The organism is Rhizobium sp. TRM95796 (assembly GCF_025779995.1).
GTDB lineage: Bacteria > Pseudomonadota > Alphaproteobacteria > Rhizobiales > Rhizobiaceae > Rhizobium_E.
Genome location: NZ_JAOXHE010000001.1, coordinates 704,196 through 722,481, shown reverse-complemented (window position 1 = coordinate 722,481; position 18,286 = coordinate 704,196). Strand labels below are relative to the sequence as shown.

Below are 18,286 nucleotides of genomic sequence, written 5' to 3'. Positions count from 1 at the left end.
GGCGTCGCTGGAAAGCGGAAATTATGACGCAGTGCGGCGAAATAAGGCGGACACGCAACAATCCACAGATCCAACTCCATGAAATTCATAGATTTTCACGATTTCACATTTTTTTCACAGAGCTGACTGAAAAATGAAGATGAACCTCTGATTCACCATACTTTTTAAGGGGTTCAATTGTGGAGCAGCCGGCGGCGCATCAGCAGCGCGAGTCTGCCGTCGAGCACCACCAGACCCGTTGCGATCACCGCCATGCCCGCCCATTCGATGATTTCCAGGCGCTCGCCCAGAAACACGATGCCCAGCAGAATGGCGCTCGGCGGCACGAGCAGCGTCACCAGCGACGCATTGGTTGCGCCCGCCAGACCGATGATCCTGAAAAACAGGATATAGGCGAAGGCGGTGGAGACGAGCGCCAGCGCGAGCATGGCGGCAAGCGCTCCCGGCGGCGGCAAAGCCAGGCTCCATGGCTGGTCGACGATCAAGGCCACGGGCGCCATGATCAAAGTCGAGGCGGTCAATTGTCCCGCGGCGATCGCGGTGGGATCGACGCCACGAAAACGCTTGCTGAAGATCGCGGCGAAGCCATAGGAGACCGCCGCCAGCAGCGGCAGGGCCAGCGCCCAGAGCGGCGCATCGGCGCCCGCGCCGAGATGCGGTGAAAACAGCAGCACCGCGCCGAGGAGACCGAGGACGACGCCGGCGAATTTCCGGGGCGTCAGCTTTTCGTCTTTGGTCAAACCATGCGCGATCAACACCGTCCAGACCGGCGTCGTGGCGTTGAGGATGGAGGCGAGCCCCGCTCCGATATGCGTCTGGCCGATGAAGATGAAACTGTGCGGAATGGCGTTGTTGAGCAGGCCGAGCAGCAGGAAAGCGCCGGCGCGGCGGCGAAGCGTGTCGTAGAAGCCGTCGCGTCCACGCAGGTAGACATGCAGCGCCACCGCCGCAATCACGAAGCGCGACAGCGCCAGCGTCAGCGGCGGCACATGCTGAACGGCCACACGCGCGAAAAAGAAGGAGCCGCCCCAAAGCAGCCCCAGCAGGATCAGCAGCGCCCAGGCGAGGGGCGATATGGTGGATTTTGCGTCGGTGGCGGCGTTCACGATGCGTCCTCTCCCGAATTGCCTGCGGGAGAGGTCTAGGCGAGGGCGGACTGATCCGCCACCCGAAAAATCATAGGGCGTTCAGAAGAGCGGGCGTCGCCCAGCCGTCGGCGGGCATGCCCAGGCGCTGCTGTTCCTTCTGGATGGCGACGCGGGTGCCGCCGCCGAGAATGCCGTCGATCTTGCCGACGTCGTGGCCAAGCGCCTGCAGCTTGGTCTGCAACGCCTTCATCGAGTCGGTGTCGAGACCGGGTTCGGGATTGCCCTTCTGGTAGGGCGGCGCGCCGGCCAGCCGCGTGGCGAAATAGGCGGCGGAGGTGGTGTAGATGAACGACTTGTTCCACTCGAGATAGATGGCGAAGTTTGGATAAGTCAGGAAGGCCGGTCCAAACCTCCCCTGCGGCAGCACCAGCGCCGCGTCGAGTTGGCCGAAACCCGTATTGCCGTCGCGGGGCGTGACGCCGAGCGCGAACCAGTCCTGCGCCTTCAGACTTCCGCCGAGACCGCTTTTCTCGAATGGCACATTGTCCGGCAGGGTGACTTCCTGGATCCAGGGCTCGCCCTTGCGGAAGCCCAGGCTCTGGATGAAGCGGGCGGCGGTGAGAATGACGTCGTCGTCGCTCTTCTTGAGGTTTACATGGCCGTCGCCGTCGCCATCCGTGCCATAGGCGATGATGTCCTTGGGCAGCATCTGCACCATGCCGATTTCGCCCGCCCAGGCGCCGGTGTTGGTCTGAGGATCGAGATCACCGTCGGCGACCATCTTGACGAGAGCGATCAATTGCGGCCGGAAGAGTTCGGGACGGCGGCAGTCATGCGCCAGCGACACCAGCGCGTTGCGGGTGTTGAAATCGCCCTGTACGGCGCCGAAATCGGTCTCCAACGCCCAGAAGGCGGTGATCACCGGGGCCGGCACGCCATAATCGGCCTCAGCCTTGGCGAAGGTTGCGGCATGGTCCTTCATCTTGCGCCGGCCGATATCGAGCCGCGCCTGGCTGACGACGCGTTTGGAGAATTCGAGGAAGGTTTGGCGGAAGACGCCCTGGCCGCGGTCCATCGAAAGAACTTTGTTGTCGATGCGCGCGCCGGCCAGCGCCTCATCGGCGGCGGTCGCCGAAATACCCTGCGCCATGGCTTCGGCCTTCACGCCGTCGAGGAAGGCTGCGAGATCGCCGCCGCAGGCCACGGCGGGCGCCGCCGGCTGAGCGGGTTCGGCCGTCTGGGCCGAAGCGGGAAGGGAGGTCAGCGCGGTCATCGCGCAGAAGAGGGAAGCGGTCAGCGATCGCTGCATGATGAACCTTCCGAAAGAGCAATTTTCGCGAAAGGTTTTTCAGAGAATTATGGCGGATGCAAGCCAAAATCCCAGAGGATAGGAAGGCGTGAAGCGGGACCGGCGGTCGCGGGCTTCACGCCCGAGGTCACATTTCTGCGACGGCCGTCAGCCAGTTGCGCCAGTTCTTTTTGGAGCCGGCGAAGACGTTGATGTCGGTGTCGCCCTTGATGCCGGGAATGCGCCCGGTGCTGGTGTATTGCCAGAAAGCCCAGCGGCGGTCCGTATAGATGTTGTTGGGGTGATCAGCCACCGCGCGCAGCCAGAAGTGATAATTCTTGAACTCGCCGACGAGAATGTCGCGATGGAAATCGACCGTGGTGTAGATGATCGGACGCTTGCCGTAATGGGCTTCGAGACGGTTGAGGAAGCGCTGCAATTCCTGCACGGCCGTCAGCTTGGACGGACGATAGCGGCAGTTCTTGGACTCGCCGTTCCATTCCACGTCGAGCACCGGCGGCAGCACCATGGCGGCCTTCGGCACATTGGCGATGAACCAATCGGCCTGCTGATCGGCGGTCGAGCAGAAGTAGTAGAAGTGATAGGGCGCATGCGGCACCCCGGCGGCCTTGGCGGCGCGCCAGTTGTCGTGGAAACGGTTGTCGATATTGTCCTTGCCCTCGGTCGCCTTGATGAAGGCGAACGCGACGCCGGAGCCGCGCACCTGCCGCCAGTCGATGTCGCCGTTCCATTTGGATACGTCGATGCCATGGACAGGATGGTGATGCGGGGTCTTCGGCCCGAAATCCTGCGGATCCATGTCTTGGAAGCGCGGAGGCACGGAGGCCGTTTCCACGAGGTCGTACTCGACAGACGAGCATGACGCCATCGCTAGCAGCAAGGGCATGACGAAAAGCGCGAAGCGACGCATTTTTCCCCCGATAAGACGCAATACAAAACCCCTGCCGCCTGCCGCTCATCACGTCAACTCAGGGCGTAAGCGCCGATCCTGCGGCATCATCGTAAAGAATCGGTTAGTTTCCAAGCGGAAATTGCATCTTTCGGCTTGCGCGTCGCTTTCGGCGAGGGCAACTGCCCGTGTCAGCCCCGGGAGCGCCGGATGATCGCCCGCCAGGCGTAACCGCGCCGCAGCGACGAAAATTCGAAATCGCACCCATTCGCCTGCGAATGTTTCTCCATGACCGTCCCGAGATCTGCTCGGGGAGAAACGTGAAAGCGCCCCAACCAGGCGAACAGCATCGTGCGGAACGGCGTCGGCAGATTCTCCTGCTGGCCGAAATCGACCACGTGCAGCGAGCCGCCGGGCTTCAGCGCCTGAACGCTTTGCTCGATCGTGCGCTCCCAGTCCGGGATCATGGAGAGCGCATAGGAAATCAGGATGCGGTCGAAACCCGCCACCCCGAATTCGGCCGGCGTGAAGCGCGCAGCGTCGGCCAGGCGGAGCACGGGCGCCGGCATGCCTTCGATGGTCAGCGTCTTCTCTGCGCTCGCCAGCATTTCCGCCGATATGTCGAGGCCGAATTGGCGAATGCCGGGGTGCAGTCTTGCGGCGAGCGCCAGATTGCGGCCCGTGCCGCAGCCGACTTCCAACAGGCTCTGCCGGGCGGTCATCGTCAGCCCGCGGATCGTCTCGTCGCGGCCGAGCAGGTAATATTTGCGGGTGAGATCATAGATATGGCGCTGATGGCGGTAGATGTCGTCCATCAGGCCGGAATGATTGCGGGCGGCGAGGGTCTGGTCGGTCATGGCGTCTTCTCGTAGATGTGGAAGCCGCCATAGATGGCGGAGCGATCCCTTCTGCCGAGCGCGACCGACTGTTCGCGGCGATAAAGCCAGGCGGCGTCGATCTCCGGCGCGAGGCGGCCCGCCACGATGCTCTTGTCCGCCGCGGTGCGGAAGATGACGCGCGCGCCGGGCCGGGCGGTGCGGGTGATTTCACGCCAGAGCGTGTCGATCTGCGCGTCGGTCATCCAGTCCTGCGCGTCCAGCAGCACGTAGCGGTCCATGCTTGCGGCCGCCTTGCCCTCGAGAATATGCACGACATTGTCATGGTGCAGCGTGACGCGGTCGAGATTGGCGCGGATCGCCTGATAATTGTCGAGCGCCAGATAGGGCGGCAGCTTTCCTTCGGTCGGCCGAGGGTAGCGACGCGCGAAAGCCTGCCAGGCGAAATAATTGTCCTGGAGCGGAAAATGACAGGCCAGTTTCTCCACCCGTTGGCGCAACACGCCGGCCAGCGTCTTTTCGTCGGTCAGGCTGGCGAGTTCGTCGAACTGGCGCGGCGGAATGCCCAGGCCGAACAGCGAGCTCTTGCGCGCCGTGATCCAACGCACCGCCTTGCGATCGAAGACGGGGGCGATGCGGCGATCGAAGAAATCGCGCTGTTCCTCGAGGCTGCGGGCCTGCATGAGCTCGTTGAGGTCGACGCCGTAGAAGCGCGCGGCGATGTGGCTGGCGCCGATGAAGCGGCCGAGCAGGCCCGTGCGGTAGAAATTGCCGTTGAACACTTCGATGCGGCGCTTGCCGTTCAGGCGGCGGCCTTCCCAGTAGCGACGGCTCTTCGCATCGAGATGCGGAGCGATGAAGCGCTCATAGGCGGCGCTGTTGGCCCGCTCGTTGGCGGCGCCGAAAAAGCGCATCACGTCGGCATGGGCGGGAAGATGGCGGAAGGCGGCGATCTTCAGCCGGTTGAGCGCGATGTGGCTGGCGTTGAGATCGGCGACGTCGATGCTCTCGGGACCCTTGGCGAGATAGGTCAACATGTTGCAGCCGCCGGAAGCGATCGTCAGCAGGCGGTGATGGGGCTCCAACTCCATCGCGGCGAGGTCGACTTCGGGGTCTTCCCAAATCTGCGGATAGACGAGACCTGAGAAGAGAAGTCCGAAGATGCGCTCCGATATTCCGTCGAGGCTGAGCGCCCGATGCTGAAGCAGAGCGCCCTTCAAGCGCTCGTCAAGGCCGATGCGTCGCTTGCGGATGATGGCGTCGATCATGTGCAATCCCCTCGATCCAACGGATGCGTAGCGAATATTGCAAATGCGCGACGGTTTGATGACGAAGATTGTGGGCGATTGGCCCGAATTGAACCGCCGGACGCGGAATCCGTTTACCGCAAGTTAAGACTTCGCGACTAGCTTCTGATTCATCACCAGGAGCGGCGAACATGATGTTGCGAACGTTTCTGCCGAGGATGTCTCAGCGATATGCTTTCGCTGGCTCGGCAATAGGGGCGTTATTGCCCATAATCGGATTGACGGCGGAAGCCGTGACGAGAGTGAAGGGAGCGCCCGTCGCATCGACGGGATTGACGCCGACCCAGGCTCTCATGCTGACGGCCCCCATCTTGTGCGGGCTGGCCTTTCATCGCATCGGCGCGCTGAAGGAGGCGCTCGAGCGTCGTCTCGAACAGCGTGACCGCGCCGCCCGGCAACTTTTCGAACTCTCGCTTCGCGACCGCTTGACCGGCGCGGCCAATCGGCGCGCCCTCGAACTCGAAATCGAGCGCTTCGTCGAAGCCAAGCGGCATGGCCGCTTCCGCCCGGCGATCCTGCTGATGGATCTCGACAAGTTCAAGCAGGTCAACGACATGCTGGGCCACGACGCCGGCGACGAGTTGCTGCGCGCCTTCGCCGCCCGCCTCGGCGCCGTTCTCGGTCCGCTGGCGCGGCTGTTTCGCCTCGGCGGCGATGAGTTCGTCGTCACCGTAGCAGGCGAGCCGCGCGACAGCGACGTCGAGCGTCTCTGCCGGGTGATCGAGACTGCGGCGGCCGAGCCTTATGATCTCGGCGGCGGCCGCGTGGCCTGCAGCGTGTCGATCGGGGTCTGCTACATCGAAGAGAACGACCAGAATATCGGCGACCTCATGCGCCGCGCCGACAGCGCGCTCTATGTCGCCAAGGACGTGACCGGCTCGACTCATATCTTTCATACGCCGGCGCTCGGCCGGGCGGTCGACGAACAGGCGCGTCTCGAAGAAGAGATCGCCGCGGGCGTGCGCAACGACGAATTCTTCCTCGAATACCAACCGATCATGCATGCCGAACAGCGGCGCGTGAACGCATTCGAGGCCCTGCTGCGCTGGCGGCATTCGCGTCGCGGCGTACTGCGGCCGGACGCTTTTCTCGATGTGGCGCGGCGTTCCGGGCATATCATGCGCATCGGTCGGATGGTGTTTTCCAAGGCGATCGCCAACGCAGCCGATTGGCCCGAGGAAATCGGCGTGTCGGTGAATGTCAGCGGCGACGAGTTTCGCGATCCCGGTCTTGTGCGGCATGTCCGGCAATGCCTGGACCAGCATCGCGTCGATCCGCGCCGGTTGACGATCGAGGTGAAGGAAGAAGCCTTCCTCGTCGACGAAGACGGTATTCGCCTGGCGCTTCTCGCCCTCAAAGACATGGGCGTGCGTATCGCCCTCGACGATTTCGGCGTGGGTTGCTCGTCGATCAACCACCTGAGACGGTTTCCGCTCGACCAGTTGAAGGTCGATCGCTCCTTCGCACGGGGCCTGGGCGACGGCGGCCAGGACCGCGAACTGGTCGACATCATGGTTCGGCTTGGAAAGGCGTTCAACATCGGCGCGACGATCGAAGGCGTCGAAACACAGACACAATTGGATCTGGCGGTAGGACTGGGCGCGACGTCGCTGCAGGGCTACATGATCTCCCGCCCGATCGCTGCAGATACGGTTCAGTCGCTGTTTGTGGCTGCGGGTCCATCGCCCCTAGGGCCCGCCCACTTCGCAAGCGCCTGAACCGCGCTCGGAAGTTGGGGAAGGCGCGCCCCTTCGCTCTTCCCCAACAACCGATTTCCTGCTCAAGACAGGAAACCTGAACTGCGTTGACTTCATTGGAAAGCAACAGCCCCCAAAGGCTTTCCTTCGAGGTCGACGCAGTTCATTCTATTGTGGAGACTCTCTATGAAACTCATCGCCCGGATCCTGGCCTGGCTGGTCGCTCTCGTCGTCGTCGCCGCCATCGGCGCCGTCGGCTGGCTATACATCAATCCGCCCGAAGAGTTTCGCGTCGCCAACGCCTATTCGGCCAAGATCGTCTGTTCCAGCGTCTTCGTCTCCGGCCGCAAGGCGGAGGAGGTGCTGGCCGACGACGTGCAGGCCCCCGGCCACTGGCTGCTCAAATATGTATCGGTGTCCAAGGGCCAGGACCTCGTGACGGCCAAGCTGTTCGGCTTCCTCGCCGCCGAAACGGCCGTTTATCGCCCTGGTCTCGGCTGTGCGTCGGCCCCGAACGGCGATCCCGACGCAGTCCGCGCCGTGGCCTTCAAGAACCCGCCCGTGATACCGCCTGTTTCCGATTTCGAATGGCCGCTGGGCGATACGGTCAGCCGCAGCGCCGACGCGCGCGCCGAAGCGCTGCTCGCCGATCCCAAGCTGATCGGACCCGGCGCTCGGGCGTTGGTGGTGGTGAAGGACGGCCGCCTCATCGCCGAGGCCTATGCGCCCGGTTTCAATGCGGAGACGCCGCTGCTCGGCTGGTCCATGACCAAGACGGTCGCCGGCGCGCTCGCCGCGCTGCGCATGCAGGACGGCGCGCTCTCCTGGGACAAGGCCAAGCTTTTCCCCGACTGGACCGATGGTCGCGCCGACATCACCGTCGCGCACCTGATGGCGATGACCAGCGGCCTGTCTCTCAATGAGAGCTATGGCGATGTCGACGACGTCACCCGCATGCTGTTTCTCGAGCCCGACCAGGCGAAATTCGTGCGCGACAAGCCGCTCGAAGCCCAGCCGGGCGAAACGTTCGAATACACCACCGGCACGGCGGTGCTGCTGGCGCGGGCGGTGCAGGACACGTTCGCCGATCGTGACGCTGCGCTCGCCTATCCGCGTCAGGCGCTGTTTGCGCCCATCGGCATGCGGTCGGCTATTTTCGAGACGGATGAGACGGGCACGTTCTCCGCCGGTTCGCTGCTTTATGCGACGCCGCGGGACTGGGCGCGCTTCGGTCTGCTGCTCGCCAATGGCGGCGACTGGAACGGCGAACAGATCCTGCCGGTCGACTATATCGAGCGCGTCGGGCGCGCGAGCGCCCTGTCGGGCGGGCGTTATACGGAGGCTCTGGCCTGGAAAAGCGGCGCCGGTCGCGCTACGGTCGAAGAGACTGGCCTTCCCGCCGACGCCTTCTGGGCGCTCGGCCATGACGGCCAGTCTATCGCGATGATCCCCTCGGCCAATCTCGTCGTCGTCCGGCTGGGCCTGACGCCCTCTGCGCTCGGCTATGATCCTGCGCCCTTGGTCAAGGCGTTGCTCGCCGCGACCTTGGAGCCTCTGCCGGAACCCGAGCCGGAACCGGCGCAGCCTTGACCATTCTCGTCGAGTGAGCCGAGACCGCACGTCGTCTTGCGCGGTGCGTGCGGTTCGGTCGCCGGACAATGATCGTCAAGCGGCGACGCTCTGTCGAGCGTCCCACGACGCCGCCGCGTCCGGCGCAAGCTGATTGTCTTGGTGAGGGCGTTGGCGGCGCGATATCGCCAGAGGCGGTTCGAAGCTGCGCCGGTCTGATCGGCGCCAAGCTCCGAATCAATCCGCGTGAATGACTTCCAGAAGCTGCTTCTTCTTGGCCTGGTAATAATAACCGGTGCGATAGAGCCAGTCGGCCTTGGCGACGTCCTTGTCGGCGGTCAGCCAGGCGCCGCGTAGATATTTCACCGCATATTTCAGATTGGTTTCCGCATCGAGCAAGCCGTTCGGCGAGCCTTTGTAGCCCATGCCCTGGGCGGTGCGATAGCGAATCTGCATCAGGCCGAAATTGCCGCGATGCACGGCGCCGGGATTGTAATTGCTTTCGCGCCGCGCGACCTTGTGGACCAGATGCTCGGGCACCTCGTAGAGCGCCGCATATTTGGAAATGAGCTGATTGAGATCGGGGTTCTTGCTCGACGTGATGGAGCTGAAGGCGCTGGCCGACGGCTGGGCTGCGAAAGCCGTGGCGGCCGAGGGATCGGCGCTGGCGACCTGAATGCTGGCCGCGGGCTTCGCGGCAGGCGCCCCGAGGCGCGTGGCGAAGATCGCGGCGACATCGGGCTGACCGAAACTGTCGGCCATGACCGCCGTCTTGCGCGCTTGCTTCGCGGCGGGCTCGGTCGTCGTGTCGAGGGTGGACTGCGCCGCCGCCGAAGCGGTCTCGGCGGTCGCGGTCGGCTGCGCTGGAGCGTCCGCGGCGGTCGCCGTTTGCTGGAGAATCGGGGTCGGCGCCGAAGTCGGCGTCAGTTCCGCCATTGCCGAAGGATCGACCGAAGCCACTTCCACCGCGTTGAAGGCCTGGGCCGCGTCGGTGATCGGCTTGGGGGAGGGGATGGCGTAGGCCATCGATACGGTCTTGTCGGTGGCGAGATCGACGGGCGAGATCGGAGTCGGCGTCGTGGTCAGCATCGCCGTGCTGGACGTATTGACCGTCTGAAGCTGCGTGGTCATCGCCACCTGCTGCGCCGCCGGCTTCGTCTCCAGTTTCGCCGAGTTGACCTTGGCGGACTGGCAGGACGCCGTCAGTCCCACCGCGCCTGAAATCAGCGCGATCCGTGTGGCATGCGTCACGTATTTTCTCATTAACCCCGTCCGCTTTGTTGAGGTCCGTCCTCCCTTCGGAGGCGGAGAGTCTTCACAAATCGTTACGTCCTGATACTCGATTAAGGAACGCCAGACAAGCCGCCGTTCCCGCCAGTTCAATCCACGCTTGATTACTGCATCTGGAATAAAATCATCGGTTACATTTTTGTCCGCGCTAATATGCTTAACGGATGATGAAGGATCATGGTTAACGACGGGTTAATTCACGCCGTCGGGCGGACGAGGCATGAATGTCGGCGGGACGAGCGCAAGAGCAGAAGTGCCTGACTCTTCACGGTCTTGTGATGGCCTGGGGACTTCCTGACGCTGGAGCCCAATGACGGCGCATGAGGGAAAAGCGGATCGGCGGCACAACTGCAGGCGGAGAACGACGCATCAATTCTGCTGAACGCCAGACGGTTAACCGTAAGAAAAACTAAATTAAGAAATTCGGCTATGCGGCGCGAAAACAGGCTTTCGCGCCGCATATTTCGGGTGTCAGACGGCCCGCCAGGGCTGTCCGATATAGTCCATCACCTCCGAGAACCACGGCTGGTCGGTGTCGAAATGCTTGCCGCCCTTGATGCGGGAGAACTCGATCGTGCGGAGCTTGCCGTTCTGGTCCTCGTCATGGCCGGTGACGCCGGAGACGCGGTTGAGCGCGCTTTCGACGGCCAGATCCACCATGCTCTGGATCAGCCGGAGGTCGTCGCGATTGGCCGGGGCGGAACGGGCGTAGTAGCCGGACTTCTGCACCATGGCGCGTTCGGCGCCGATCATGTGGCCGATATGTTTGGAGAACCAGTTGCCGACATTGATCGTGTCGATCTTCACATGGCCGAAGGCGTCGCGCTTCACATGCTCGCCGGAGGACTCGCGTTCGGCCACGATCGTATCGAGGCCTGCGCCTTCGGAGACGAAGATGGTCACGAAGCCGGTCTTTTCCATGATCTGCCGCAGGCGGGCGCCTTCCTGCTCGAGGTCGAAGGCGATTTCCGGCAGATACATCCCGTCGATGTTCTTGAGCTGGGTGTTCATCATCAGGCCCTCGACATAGTCGCGGCCCTTGGTGTCCTGGATATAGGCGCGCGCTGTGGCGGCGGTCAGCCAGCCGCAATGGCGTCCCATGACTTCATGCACGACCAGCGTTTTCGGCGCCGCGCTCTGTTCGTTCGACACATGGTCGAAGAAGTGCGCGCCGACTTCCGCCGCCGTCCAGGCGCCGAGCGACTGCCTGATCGGCACCACGTCGTTGTCGACGGTCTTGGGCAAGCCGACCACGGTGAGCTTGTAGCCGTTGGCTTCGAGATAGGCGGCGAGATCGGCCGCCGTGGTGTTGGTGTCGTCGCCGCCGATCGTGTGGAGAATGGTGACGCCGTCGCGGGTCAGCCGTTCGGCGGCCACGCGCAGCGGATTTTCGCCTTCCTTGACCAGGCCCCGCTTGACGCAGTCGGCGGCGTTGGTCAGCTTCACGCGGCTGTTCCCGATCGGCGAGCCGCCGTGATAATGCAGCAGATGCGCCTTTTCGCGCATCTCCTTGGTGATCTGGATGCTGTCGCCGAGAAGCACGCCCTGATAACCCGAACGATAAGCGATCAGCTCCACCTCGGGGGCGACGTCGCTATAACGCTCGATCAGTCCGCCCACGGCGGAAGACAGGCAGGGCGCGAGCCCGCCGGCTGTCAGCATTGCGGCTTTTTGTTTGGCCATGATTGGAATCTCCCATGCGGCGTTAGCCTTTGCAGCCGGCATCGATGGGCCAGCCTGCTTCCTCTGTAAAGTGAAGAGATGATGAAGAACAGGCCGCCCGAGCGCGCACGCGGCCGCCCCCCGGAACTTAAACGATTCAAAAGCAGCCGCGATGCGAGCGCCCTTGTGGATAAGCGTCCGGTCCTCGCCGTCCTTGCCGGTCACGGAACCTTTCGGCGCATGCCGGCGTTTTCAAGCCGATGACGGATCACAGAGCTTCAAGGAGAAAATCGATGAAGACCTCGCTCAAAATGCTTGTTGCAGCATCCACGTTCGGCCTCGCCGCAGCCTTCACCGGCCCCGCCGCCGCCGACAGCCTCACCATCCGCGTGGCGCCGAATCCGCCGGCCCAGCGCGTGATCGTCCGCCCGCCCGTGGTCAAGAAGGTGGTCGTCCGCCAGGCATGCTATACCAAGACCGTGAAGAAGGTCACCAACAACAAGACGGTGATCACCAAGCAGCGCGTTTGCCCGTAAGCATTCGCAGACCGACATTTCGGTCGCCAGAAGCGGTTCCGTTGCGCAAACGGGACCGCTTTTGATTCCATGCGCCAGCACGGGCGGGACGAGGCGCGCTGTTGACGGAAAATGCGCGGAAAGATCGTTTCCGATCAATTTGCATTACGGAAATTTCATTCTCGTCATGGCTTGCTTTTGAGCCGACAATTGGTCACCCTTTGCTTCAACTCCTCATCAGGCGGCCGGACGCAAACATGTCTTTTTGGGAAAAGCTCTTCAGCGCCGTCGCCGACACCGCGACAAACGCCTTGTCGAGCCTGATCGAGGCGATTCGCACCGTCTTCGAAGGCGACCCGGAAACGCGCCGCAAGGTCGCCTTTTCCGTCGCCGTCATTGCTCTGTCCGCCAAGATGGCCAAGGCAGACGGGATCGTGACGCCAAACGAGATCGAAGCGTTCCAGCAGATTTTCGACTATCCTGACGAAGAGGCGCGCAACGTGGCCCGTCTCTACAATCTCGCCAAACAGGATGTGGCAGGTTACGAAGCCTATGCCGAAAAGCTGTCAGGGCTCTGCAGTTCCGGACATCCCGATTGCGCGATGCTGGAAAACGTCATGGACGGCCTGTTCCACATCGCCAAAGCGGACGGGGCGGTGCATGAGCGTGAAATGGCCTATCTCGAACATGTGGCCGCGATCTTCGAGATTTCCGAGGAGCGCTTCGCCCAGATTCTCGCCCGGCACGTCTATGTCGAAGGCGCCGATCCCTACAGCGTGCTCGGCGTGTCGCGAAAGGACGATTTCCACACCATTCGGCAGCAATATCGGTTGCTGGTTCGCGAGCATCATCCCGACATGATGATCGCGCGGGGGCTGCCGACGTCGTTCCAAGCGGTGGCGCATGAGCGCATGGCCAAGTATAACGCCGCCTACGCCGCCATCGAGCGCGAGCTTCGCGCGGCCTGACGCCAGCATCCGAGTGCCTTGATGACAGAATTTCCTCCCGATTTCGCGCGCGCCGTCGTGGCTGCGTCCCCCAATTTCGGCGATCGCAAGGGTGTGTCCGCTCCCGACATGATCATCCTGCATTACACGGGCATGCCGAGCGCCGAAGCGGCCTTCGACTGGCTGCGGCGTCCTGAAAGCGAAGTGTCCTGTCACTATCTGGTTTGGGAGGACGGGCGGGTCAGCCAGCTGGTGGCCGAAGACAAACGCGCCTGGCATGCCGGCGCGAGCTTCTGGAAGGGTGAAACGGACATCAACTCCCGCTCGATCGGCATCGAGATCGCCAATGCCGGCCATCCGGGGGGCTTGCCGGATTTTCAACCCGAGCAGATCGAATCGGTCATCGCGCTCTGTCGCGACATCGTCGCCCGTCACGCAATTCGGGCCGAACATGTGCTCGGACATTCCGATGTCGCGCCCGTCCGCAAGGTCGATCCGGGCGAGAAATTTCCGTGGCAAGCCTTGGCGGAAGCGGGGATCGGCCATCATGTCGAGCCGGCGCCGATATCCGGCGGACGGTTCTTCCAGCGCGGCGACGCGGGCCCGCCGGTCGAAGCGCTGCAGGCAATGCTGGCGCTCTACGGATACAACGCCCCGGTCAGCGGCGATTTCTGCCACCGCACCGAAGGCGTGGTCGAGGCTTTCCAGCGGCATTTCCGCCCCGAGCGCGTCGATGGCGTGGCTGACGCCTCGACGATCGACACGCTGCATCGGCTGCTGCGGGCGTTGCCGGAGAGGTGAGCAACTTTCTGTTGTCCGGAGAGTTCACACTGACTAAGAAACACTCTGTATAAACAGTGCGCGGGATCAAAATGGCTATTGTCGGAATCGACCTCGGAACGACCAATTCCCTGATCGGCGTGTTCGAGGACGGCAAGGCCAGATTGATCGAAAACGCCAATGGCGGATTTCTTACGCCATCGGCCGTCTATGTCGACCAGAATGGCGAGATCGTCGTGGGCGCCGCCGCCAGGGAAATGGCGCTCACCAATCCCGACGCGGCCGTAATGTCGTTCAAGCGCTGGATGGGGACGGACCGGGTGGTGTCGCTCGGCAAGCGAAGCTTTCGCGCCGAGGAACTCTCGTCCTTCATCCTGCGCGCGCTGGTCGACGACTACAAATCCAAATATGACGAGGAGATCACCGAGGCGGTGATCTCCTGTCCCGCCTATTTCAACGACGGCCAGCGCAAGGCGACCATCAATGCGGCCAAGCTCGCCGGCCTGAATGTCGAGCGCCTGATCAACGAGCCGACGGCGGCGGTGCTGGCCTATGGCCTGGAGACGCGCGACGACGGCCAGTTCCTCGTCTTCGATCTCGGCGGCGGCACGTTCGACGTGTCGATCATGCACAAATATGACGGCGTCTTCGAAATCCGCGCCTCGGCCGGCGATAATTTCCTCGGCGGCGACGATTTCACCGAAGCGCTGGCGGGCCTTCTGCTGCGAAAGAGCAATGTCGATCGGGCCAGCCTCGGCAGGATCGACCAGGCGCGCATCCTGCGCGCCGCCGATACGCTGAAGATCGATCTGTCGGGCAAAGCGAGCCTCGACTATCGCATCGCGCTGGAACAGGCTGTCCTGGAAGGCGTGATCACACGCGACGAATTCGAAGCCGAGGCGTCCGACCTGATGCGGCGTCTCCGGCATCCGCTCGAACGGGCGCTGCGCGATTCGTCGATTTCCCCGGACGAACTCGACGCCATCGTGCTGGTGGGCGGCGCGACCCGCATGCCGGCGATCCGCCAGATGATCGCCCGCCTGTTCGGCAAGCTGCCTTTCGTGACCATCAACCCCGACGAGGTGGTGGCGATGGGCGCGGTGATCCAGTCGGCGCTGAAAAGCCGCGACGCCGCCGTCGAAGATGTGCTGCTGACCGATGTCTGCCCCTTTACCCTCGGCGTCGCCTCCATGCGCACCCGTCCCGACGGCAAGCGGGAGGAGGTGGTCGCGCCGCTGATCGAGCGCAACGCCACCGTGCCGATCAGCCGTGTCGAGCCCTTCACCACCGTCACCGACAACCAGACCGAAATCGCCTTGCGCATCTATCAGGGCGAAAACATCCGCCCCGAGCACAATGTCCATATCGGCACGCTGAATGTGAAGATCCCGCGCAAGCCCGCCGGCCAGGAAAGCGTCGATGTGCGCTTCACCTACGACATCAACGGCGCGCTCGAAGTCGAGGCGACGGTGCAATCGACAAAGGACGTGTTCAAGACGGTTTTCTCCAACGATTCCGGTCTCGACGAGAAGGAATTGGCCAAACGCTTCGAACAGCTTTCGAAGATCAAGCTCGCCCCGCGCGACCAGCAGGAAAACCGTGAATTGATCGCGCGGGCCGAACGCATCTATGCCGAGGCGCTCGAACAGGATCGGCAGATCATCGCCGAGGGGCTGATGCAGTTCACCGCCGAGATCGAGGACCAGAGGCTGCGCGACATCGAGGCTGTCAGAGACGAATTCCGCGCTTTCCTCAACCAGTTCGACAAATTCGTCTTCAACCGCGATTGAGGCGGGCCAGCATGACCCGTCGCTATCCCTGGACCATTCTCGACATCGATGCGACCTCCGACCAGAAGGAGATCCGCAAGGCCTACGCGCGCAGGCTCAAGGTGACGCGGCCGGATGAGGATCCTGCAGGCTTTCAGGCGCTGGTGGAAGCGCGCGACGCGGCGCTGGAGGAAAGCCATTGGGTGACGACGGACGAGGAGCGGGATGACGCCTCCGACGGCGACGCGGTCGAGCAGATGAAGTCGGCGGAAGACCCTGTAGCGGATCTGCTCGCGATTGGCGGGTCGGCGGCGGAAAGAACCGATGAGGATGTCGTCGCGGCCTTGGGCGACGCTCCCGAGGTCCCGGCGCGGTCCGAGAGGCAGCGTATTGTCGTCGAACTGACTTATCCGGCGCCGGCCGTCCAGCAGGACAAGCGCCCGGAGGAGATCGAAGCGTACATTGGGCCCGGCTCAGACGGCGGAGAACAGCCTCAACTCTGGGAATTGCTCGAAGAAACCCGCAAGACCCAACCGTGGCGGCGACCGCTGGATCTCTGGGCCAACGTGTTCGACGCGCTCGAAAACCTGCCGCTCAGCGAGTTCGACGATGCGCTGGGCGTGGCGCTGCGCGACCTCCTCGACCAGATCCAATCCGGCGATCTCAAGCCGCATGATCAGCCGGGCGTGCTGCGCGAAATCGACCGGCGCTTCGATCTTCTCTCCAACGATCGGCGCATCCTGCGCCATATGCGGCCCGAGGACGCCGATTTTCTGATCGACGCGCTGTCGGACGCCGCCGATCGTCGCGGGCCGGCCGATGCGCCCGCCCAGCCGCAAGCGCTCGACGGCGTCGACGATCTCGATCCCGATCTGGTGGCGCGGGCTTTCGCCGACGAGCCGAAAATGCTCGCCTATTTCCAGCGCGCCATCCGCGAGCGCAGCTACCCTTGGGCGTTCTCCGTGCTCGGACTGCTGTTTCCTGTACCCTTCGCCTTCTACTATCGGCTCGGTAAACTGGCTGTTTTCGCAGCGATCCTCTCCGTCGTCAGCGCCATCCTGCGCGCGCCGTCGATCCGGGAGGACTTTCCGAGCGCCGCCGGCCTTTCCGGCGTCGTCAGCGTCATTTATATCGTCGTGGCGCTGTCGACCGCCTTCAACTGGCGCAAGCTCCGGCTCGCCGCGCTCAGCGAACATCTCGCGCCGCTCAAGGCCGAAGGCGCGTCTTCTGAGCAGTTGAGAGAGGCCGCGACCGCTTTCGGCGCGCCCGACAGAGTGAAGATGGCGCTCGGCATTTTCATTCTGCTCGCCGCTGTTTTCCTGCGCCTCGTTCTGCAATAAAACCTGAGCGACATCAGCCATTTCGAGCCCGGAGCCCGCCGATGCCCCAGTTCCAATACGCCGTCGTCGGACGCGGCCTCACCGGTTCCGCCGCCGCCCGCCATCTTGCCGAACAGTTTGCGGGCGTCGTGCTGATCGGGCCCGACGAGCCTGTTGATTGGGCGAACCATCAGGGCGTGTTCGCCAGCCATTACGACGAGGGCCGCATCACCCGCACCATCGACCCCAACGAAGTCTGGGCGCGGCTCGCCAACCGCTCGATCGCGCGATACCGGGAGATCGAGGCCACGAGCGGCGTCACCTTTTACGGTGAAAAGGGCTGCCTGATCTCCGGCCTCAAGACCGGCCGCAGCCAGAGCTATATGGCCAATATCCGCGCCGCGGCCGCGCGGGTGGGCGTCGAGCCTGTGCTTCTCGACGATGAAGGTCTCAAGGCTACATTTCCCTATTTCAGTTTCCCCGACGGCTCCGACGCTGTGTTCGAGCCTGTGAATGCCGGCTATGTCAGCCCGCGCAGGCTGGTGGCGGCGCAGACGATCGCGGCGGAGAAAGCCGGAGCAAATGTCATCCGCAATCGGGCGCTGTCGATCGCCCAGAAGCACGGTTACGCTGAGATTACGCTCAACGGCGGCGAGACGGTGAGCGCAGCCCGCGTGCTGGTCGCCGCCGGCGGCTTCACCAATCAGCCGGGACTGTTGCCGGACGTTCTCGACATGCAGGTCTATGGCCGCACGATCAGCCTGTTCGAAGTCTCCGAGGCTGAAGCCGCGCGGCTGGCCTCCATGCCGTCGCTGATCTTCGAGGACGAGCCGGAAGAGTTGGGCGTCTATATGCTGCCGCCGATCCTCTATCCCGACGGCAAGCATTATCTGAAAATCGGCGGCGATATGACCGACATCCTGCTCGAAAACACCGACGCCGTGCGCGACTGGTTCAAGTCGGGCGGCAGCCCCCGCAATTTCGATCATCTCGTCGGCATGATGAAGCGCCTCGTTCCCTCGCTCGACATCAAGGAGGCTCGGCTCGTGACCTGCGTCACCTCCTATCCGCATGACCAGGGCAAACCCACCAAATATCCGGCGATCGGCCCGACCTCTGCGCCCTCGATCTTCGTCATGGCCGGCGGCTGCGGCGCCGCCGCCAAAAGCTCCGACGAAATTGGCCGGCTGGGGGCGGAGCTGCTCGTGCATGGAGAGATTATCGATCCCGACTATCCGACGGCGGATTTTGCGCCGAGGTTTGTGTGAGGACCTCGTCCGGCGGTTCCGTTTGGCTCTTGTCGCAAAAA

Annotated in this window: 15 protein-coding genes; 8 read left to right on the top strand and 7 right to left on the bottom strand. The window is 63.2% G+C overall.

The annotated features are described in order from the left end of the window. Window positions 1-173: 173 nt before the first annotated feature. From OCK01_RS03480 to OCK01_RS03460, 5 genes are all read right to left on the bottom strand, one after another. On the bottom strand, window positions 174-1,109 hold the full coding sequence (locus OCK01_RS03480; RefSeq protein ID WP_263823149.1) for a DMT family transporter: 936 nt from the start codon (window positions 1,107-1,109) through the stop codon (window positions 174-176). Window positions 1,110-1,176: 67 nt separating this feature from the next. Next, entirely contained in the window at window positions 1,177-2,361 is a 1,185-nt protein-coding gene (locus tag OCK01_RS03475) for a lytic murein transglycosylase (RefSeq protein WP_263823148.1), read from the bottom strand. A gap of 163 nt (window positions 2,362-2,524) precedes the next feature. After that, complete coding sequence (locus OCK01_RS03470; RefSeq protein WP_263822708.1) at window positions 2,525-3,307, bottom strand: glycoside hydrolase family 25 protein; 783 nt, start codon at window positions 3,305-3,307, stop codon at window positions 2,525-2,527. A 170-nt stretch (window positions 3,308-3,477) separates the two neighbouring features. Beyond that, window positions 3,478-4,143, bottom strand: a complete 666-nt coding sequence (locus OCK01_RS03465) for a class I SAM-dependent methyltransferase (protein WP_263822707.1) — start codon at window positions 4,141-4,143, stop codon at window positions 3,478-3,480. Next, entirely contained in the window at window positions 4,140-5,390 is a 1,251-nt protein-coding gene (locus OCK01_RS03460; protein WP_263822706.1) for a DUF3419 family protein, read from the bottom strand. Before OCK01_RS03460 ends, OCK01_RS03465 begins: the two co-directional genes overlap by 4 nt. A gap of 272 nt (window positions 5,391-5,662) precedes the next feature. On the opposite strand from OCK01_RS03460, the gene OCK01_RS03455 reads away from it, so the two are divergent. After that, a complete protein-coding gene (locus OCK01_RS03455) occupies window positions 5,663-7,147 on the top strand; it encodes a putative bifunctional diguanylate cyclase/phosphodiesterase (RefSeq protein WP_263822705.1) in 1,485 nt (494 codons plus the stop codon). A gap of 165 nt (window positions 7,148-7,312) precedes the next feature. Further along, on the top strand, window positions 7,313-8,716 hold the full coding sequence (locus tag OCK01_RS03450) for a serine hydrolase domain-containing protein (RefSeq protein WP_263822704.1): 1,404 nt from the start codon (window positions 7,313-7,315) through the stop codon (window positions 8,714-8,716). A 216-nt stretch (window positions 8,717-8,932) separates the two neighbouring features. Here the strand turns inward: OCK01_RS03450 and OCK01_RS03445 are convergent, their stop codons facing one another. Both OCK01_RS03445 and OCK01_RS03440 read right to left on the bottom strand, forming a co-directional pair. Beyond that, window positions 8,933-9,946, bottom strand: coding sequence for a lytic transglycosylase domain-containing protein (locus tag OCK01_RS03445; protein ID WP_263822703.1), 1,014 nt, complete (start codon window positions 9,944-9,946; stop codon window positions 8,933-8,935). 510 nt (window positions 9,947-10,456) lie between these two features. After that, a complete protein-coding gene (locus OCK01_RS03440; RefSeq protein WP_182828970.1) occupies window positions 10,457-11,668 on the bottom strand; it encodes a pyrophosphate--fructose-6-phosphate 1-phosphotransferase in 1,212 nt (403 codons plus the stop codon). A gap of 272 nt (window positions 11,669-11,940) precedes the next feature. Here OCK01_RS03440 and OCK01_RS03435 point away from each other — a divergent pair, with 272 nt between their 5' ends. From OCK01_RS03435 to OCK01_RS03410, 6 genes are all read left to right on the top strand, one after another. Then, the gene (locus OCK01_RS03435; protein ID WP_182828971.1) at window positions 11,941-12,183 is read left to right on the top strand and encodes a hypothetical protein; all 243 of its coding nucleotides are present in this window, start codon (window positions 11,941-11,943) and stop codon (window positions 12,181-12,183) included. Between the two features lie 236 nt (window positions 12,184-12,419). Continuing rightward, window positions 12,420-13,130, top strand: coding sequence for a J domain-containing protein (locus OCK01_RS03430; protein WP_182828972.1), 711 nt, complete (start codon window positions 12,420-12,422; stop codon window positions 13,128-13,130). 21 nt (window positions 13,131-13,151) lie between these two features. Beyond that, the gene (locus OCK01_RS03425; RefSeq protein WP_263822702.1) at window positions 13,152-13,910 is read left to right on the top strand and encodes an N-acetylmuramoyl-L-alanine amidase; all 759 of its coding nucleotides are present in this window, start codon (window positions 13,152-13,154) and stop codon (window positions 13,908-13,910) included. 71 nt (window positions 13,911-13,981) lie between these two features. Continuing rightward, the gene (locus OCK01_RS03420; protein WP_263822701.1) at window positions 13,982-15,679 is read left to right on the top strand and encodes an Hsp70 family protein; all 1,698 of its coding nucleotides are present in this window, start codon (window positions 13,982-13,984) and stop codon (window positions 15,677-15,679) included. A gap of 11 nt (window positions 15,680-15,690) precedes the next feature. Next, on the top strand, window positions 15,691-16,998 hold the full coding sequence (locus OCK01_RS03415; RefSeq protein WP_263822700.1) for a hypothetical protein: 1,308 nt from the start codon (window positions 15,691-15,693) through the stop codon (window positions 16,996-16,998). 41 nt (window positions 16,999-17,039) lie between these two features. Continuing rightward, window positions 17,040-18,245 (top strand): NAD(P)/FAD-dependent oxidoreductase, encoded by a 1,206-nt coding sequence (locus OCK01_RS03410; RefSeq protein WP_263822699.1) that lies wholly within the window; start codon window positions 17,040-17,042, stop codon window positions 18,243-18,245. Window positions 18,246-18,286: the final 41 nt, after the last annotated feature.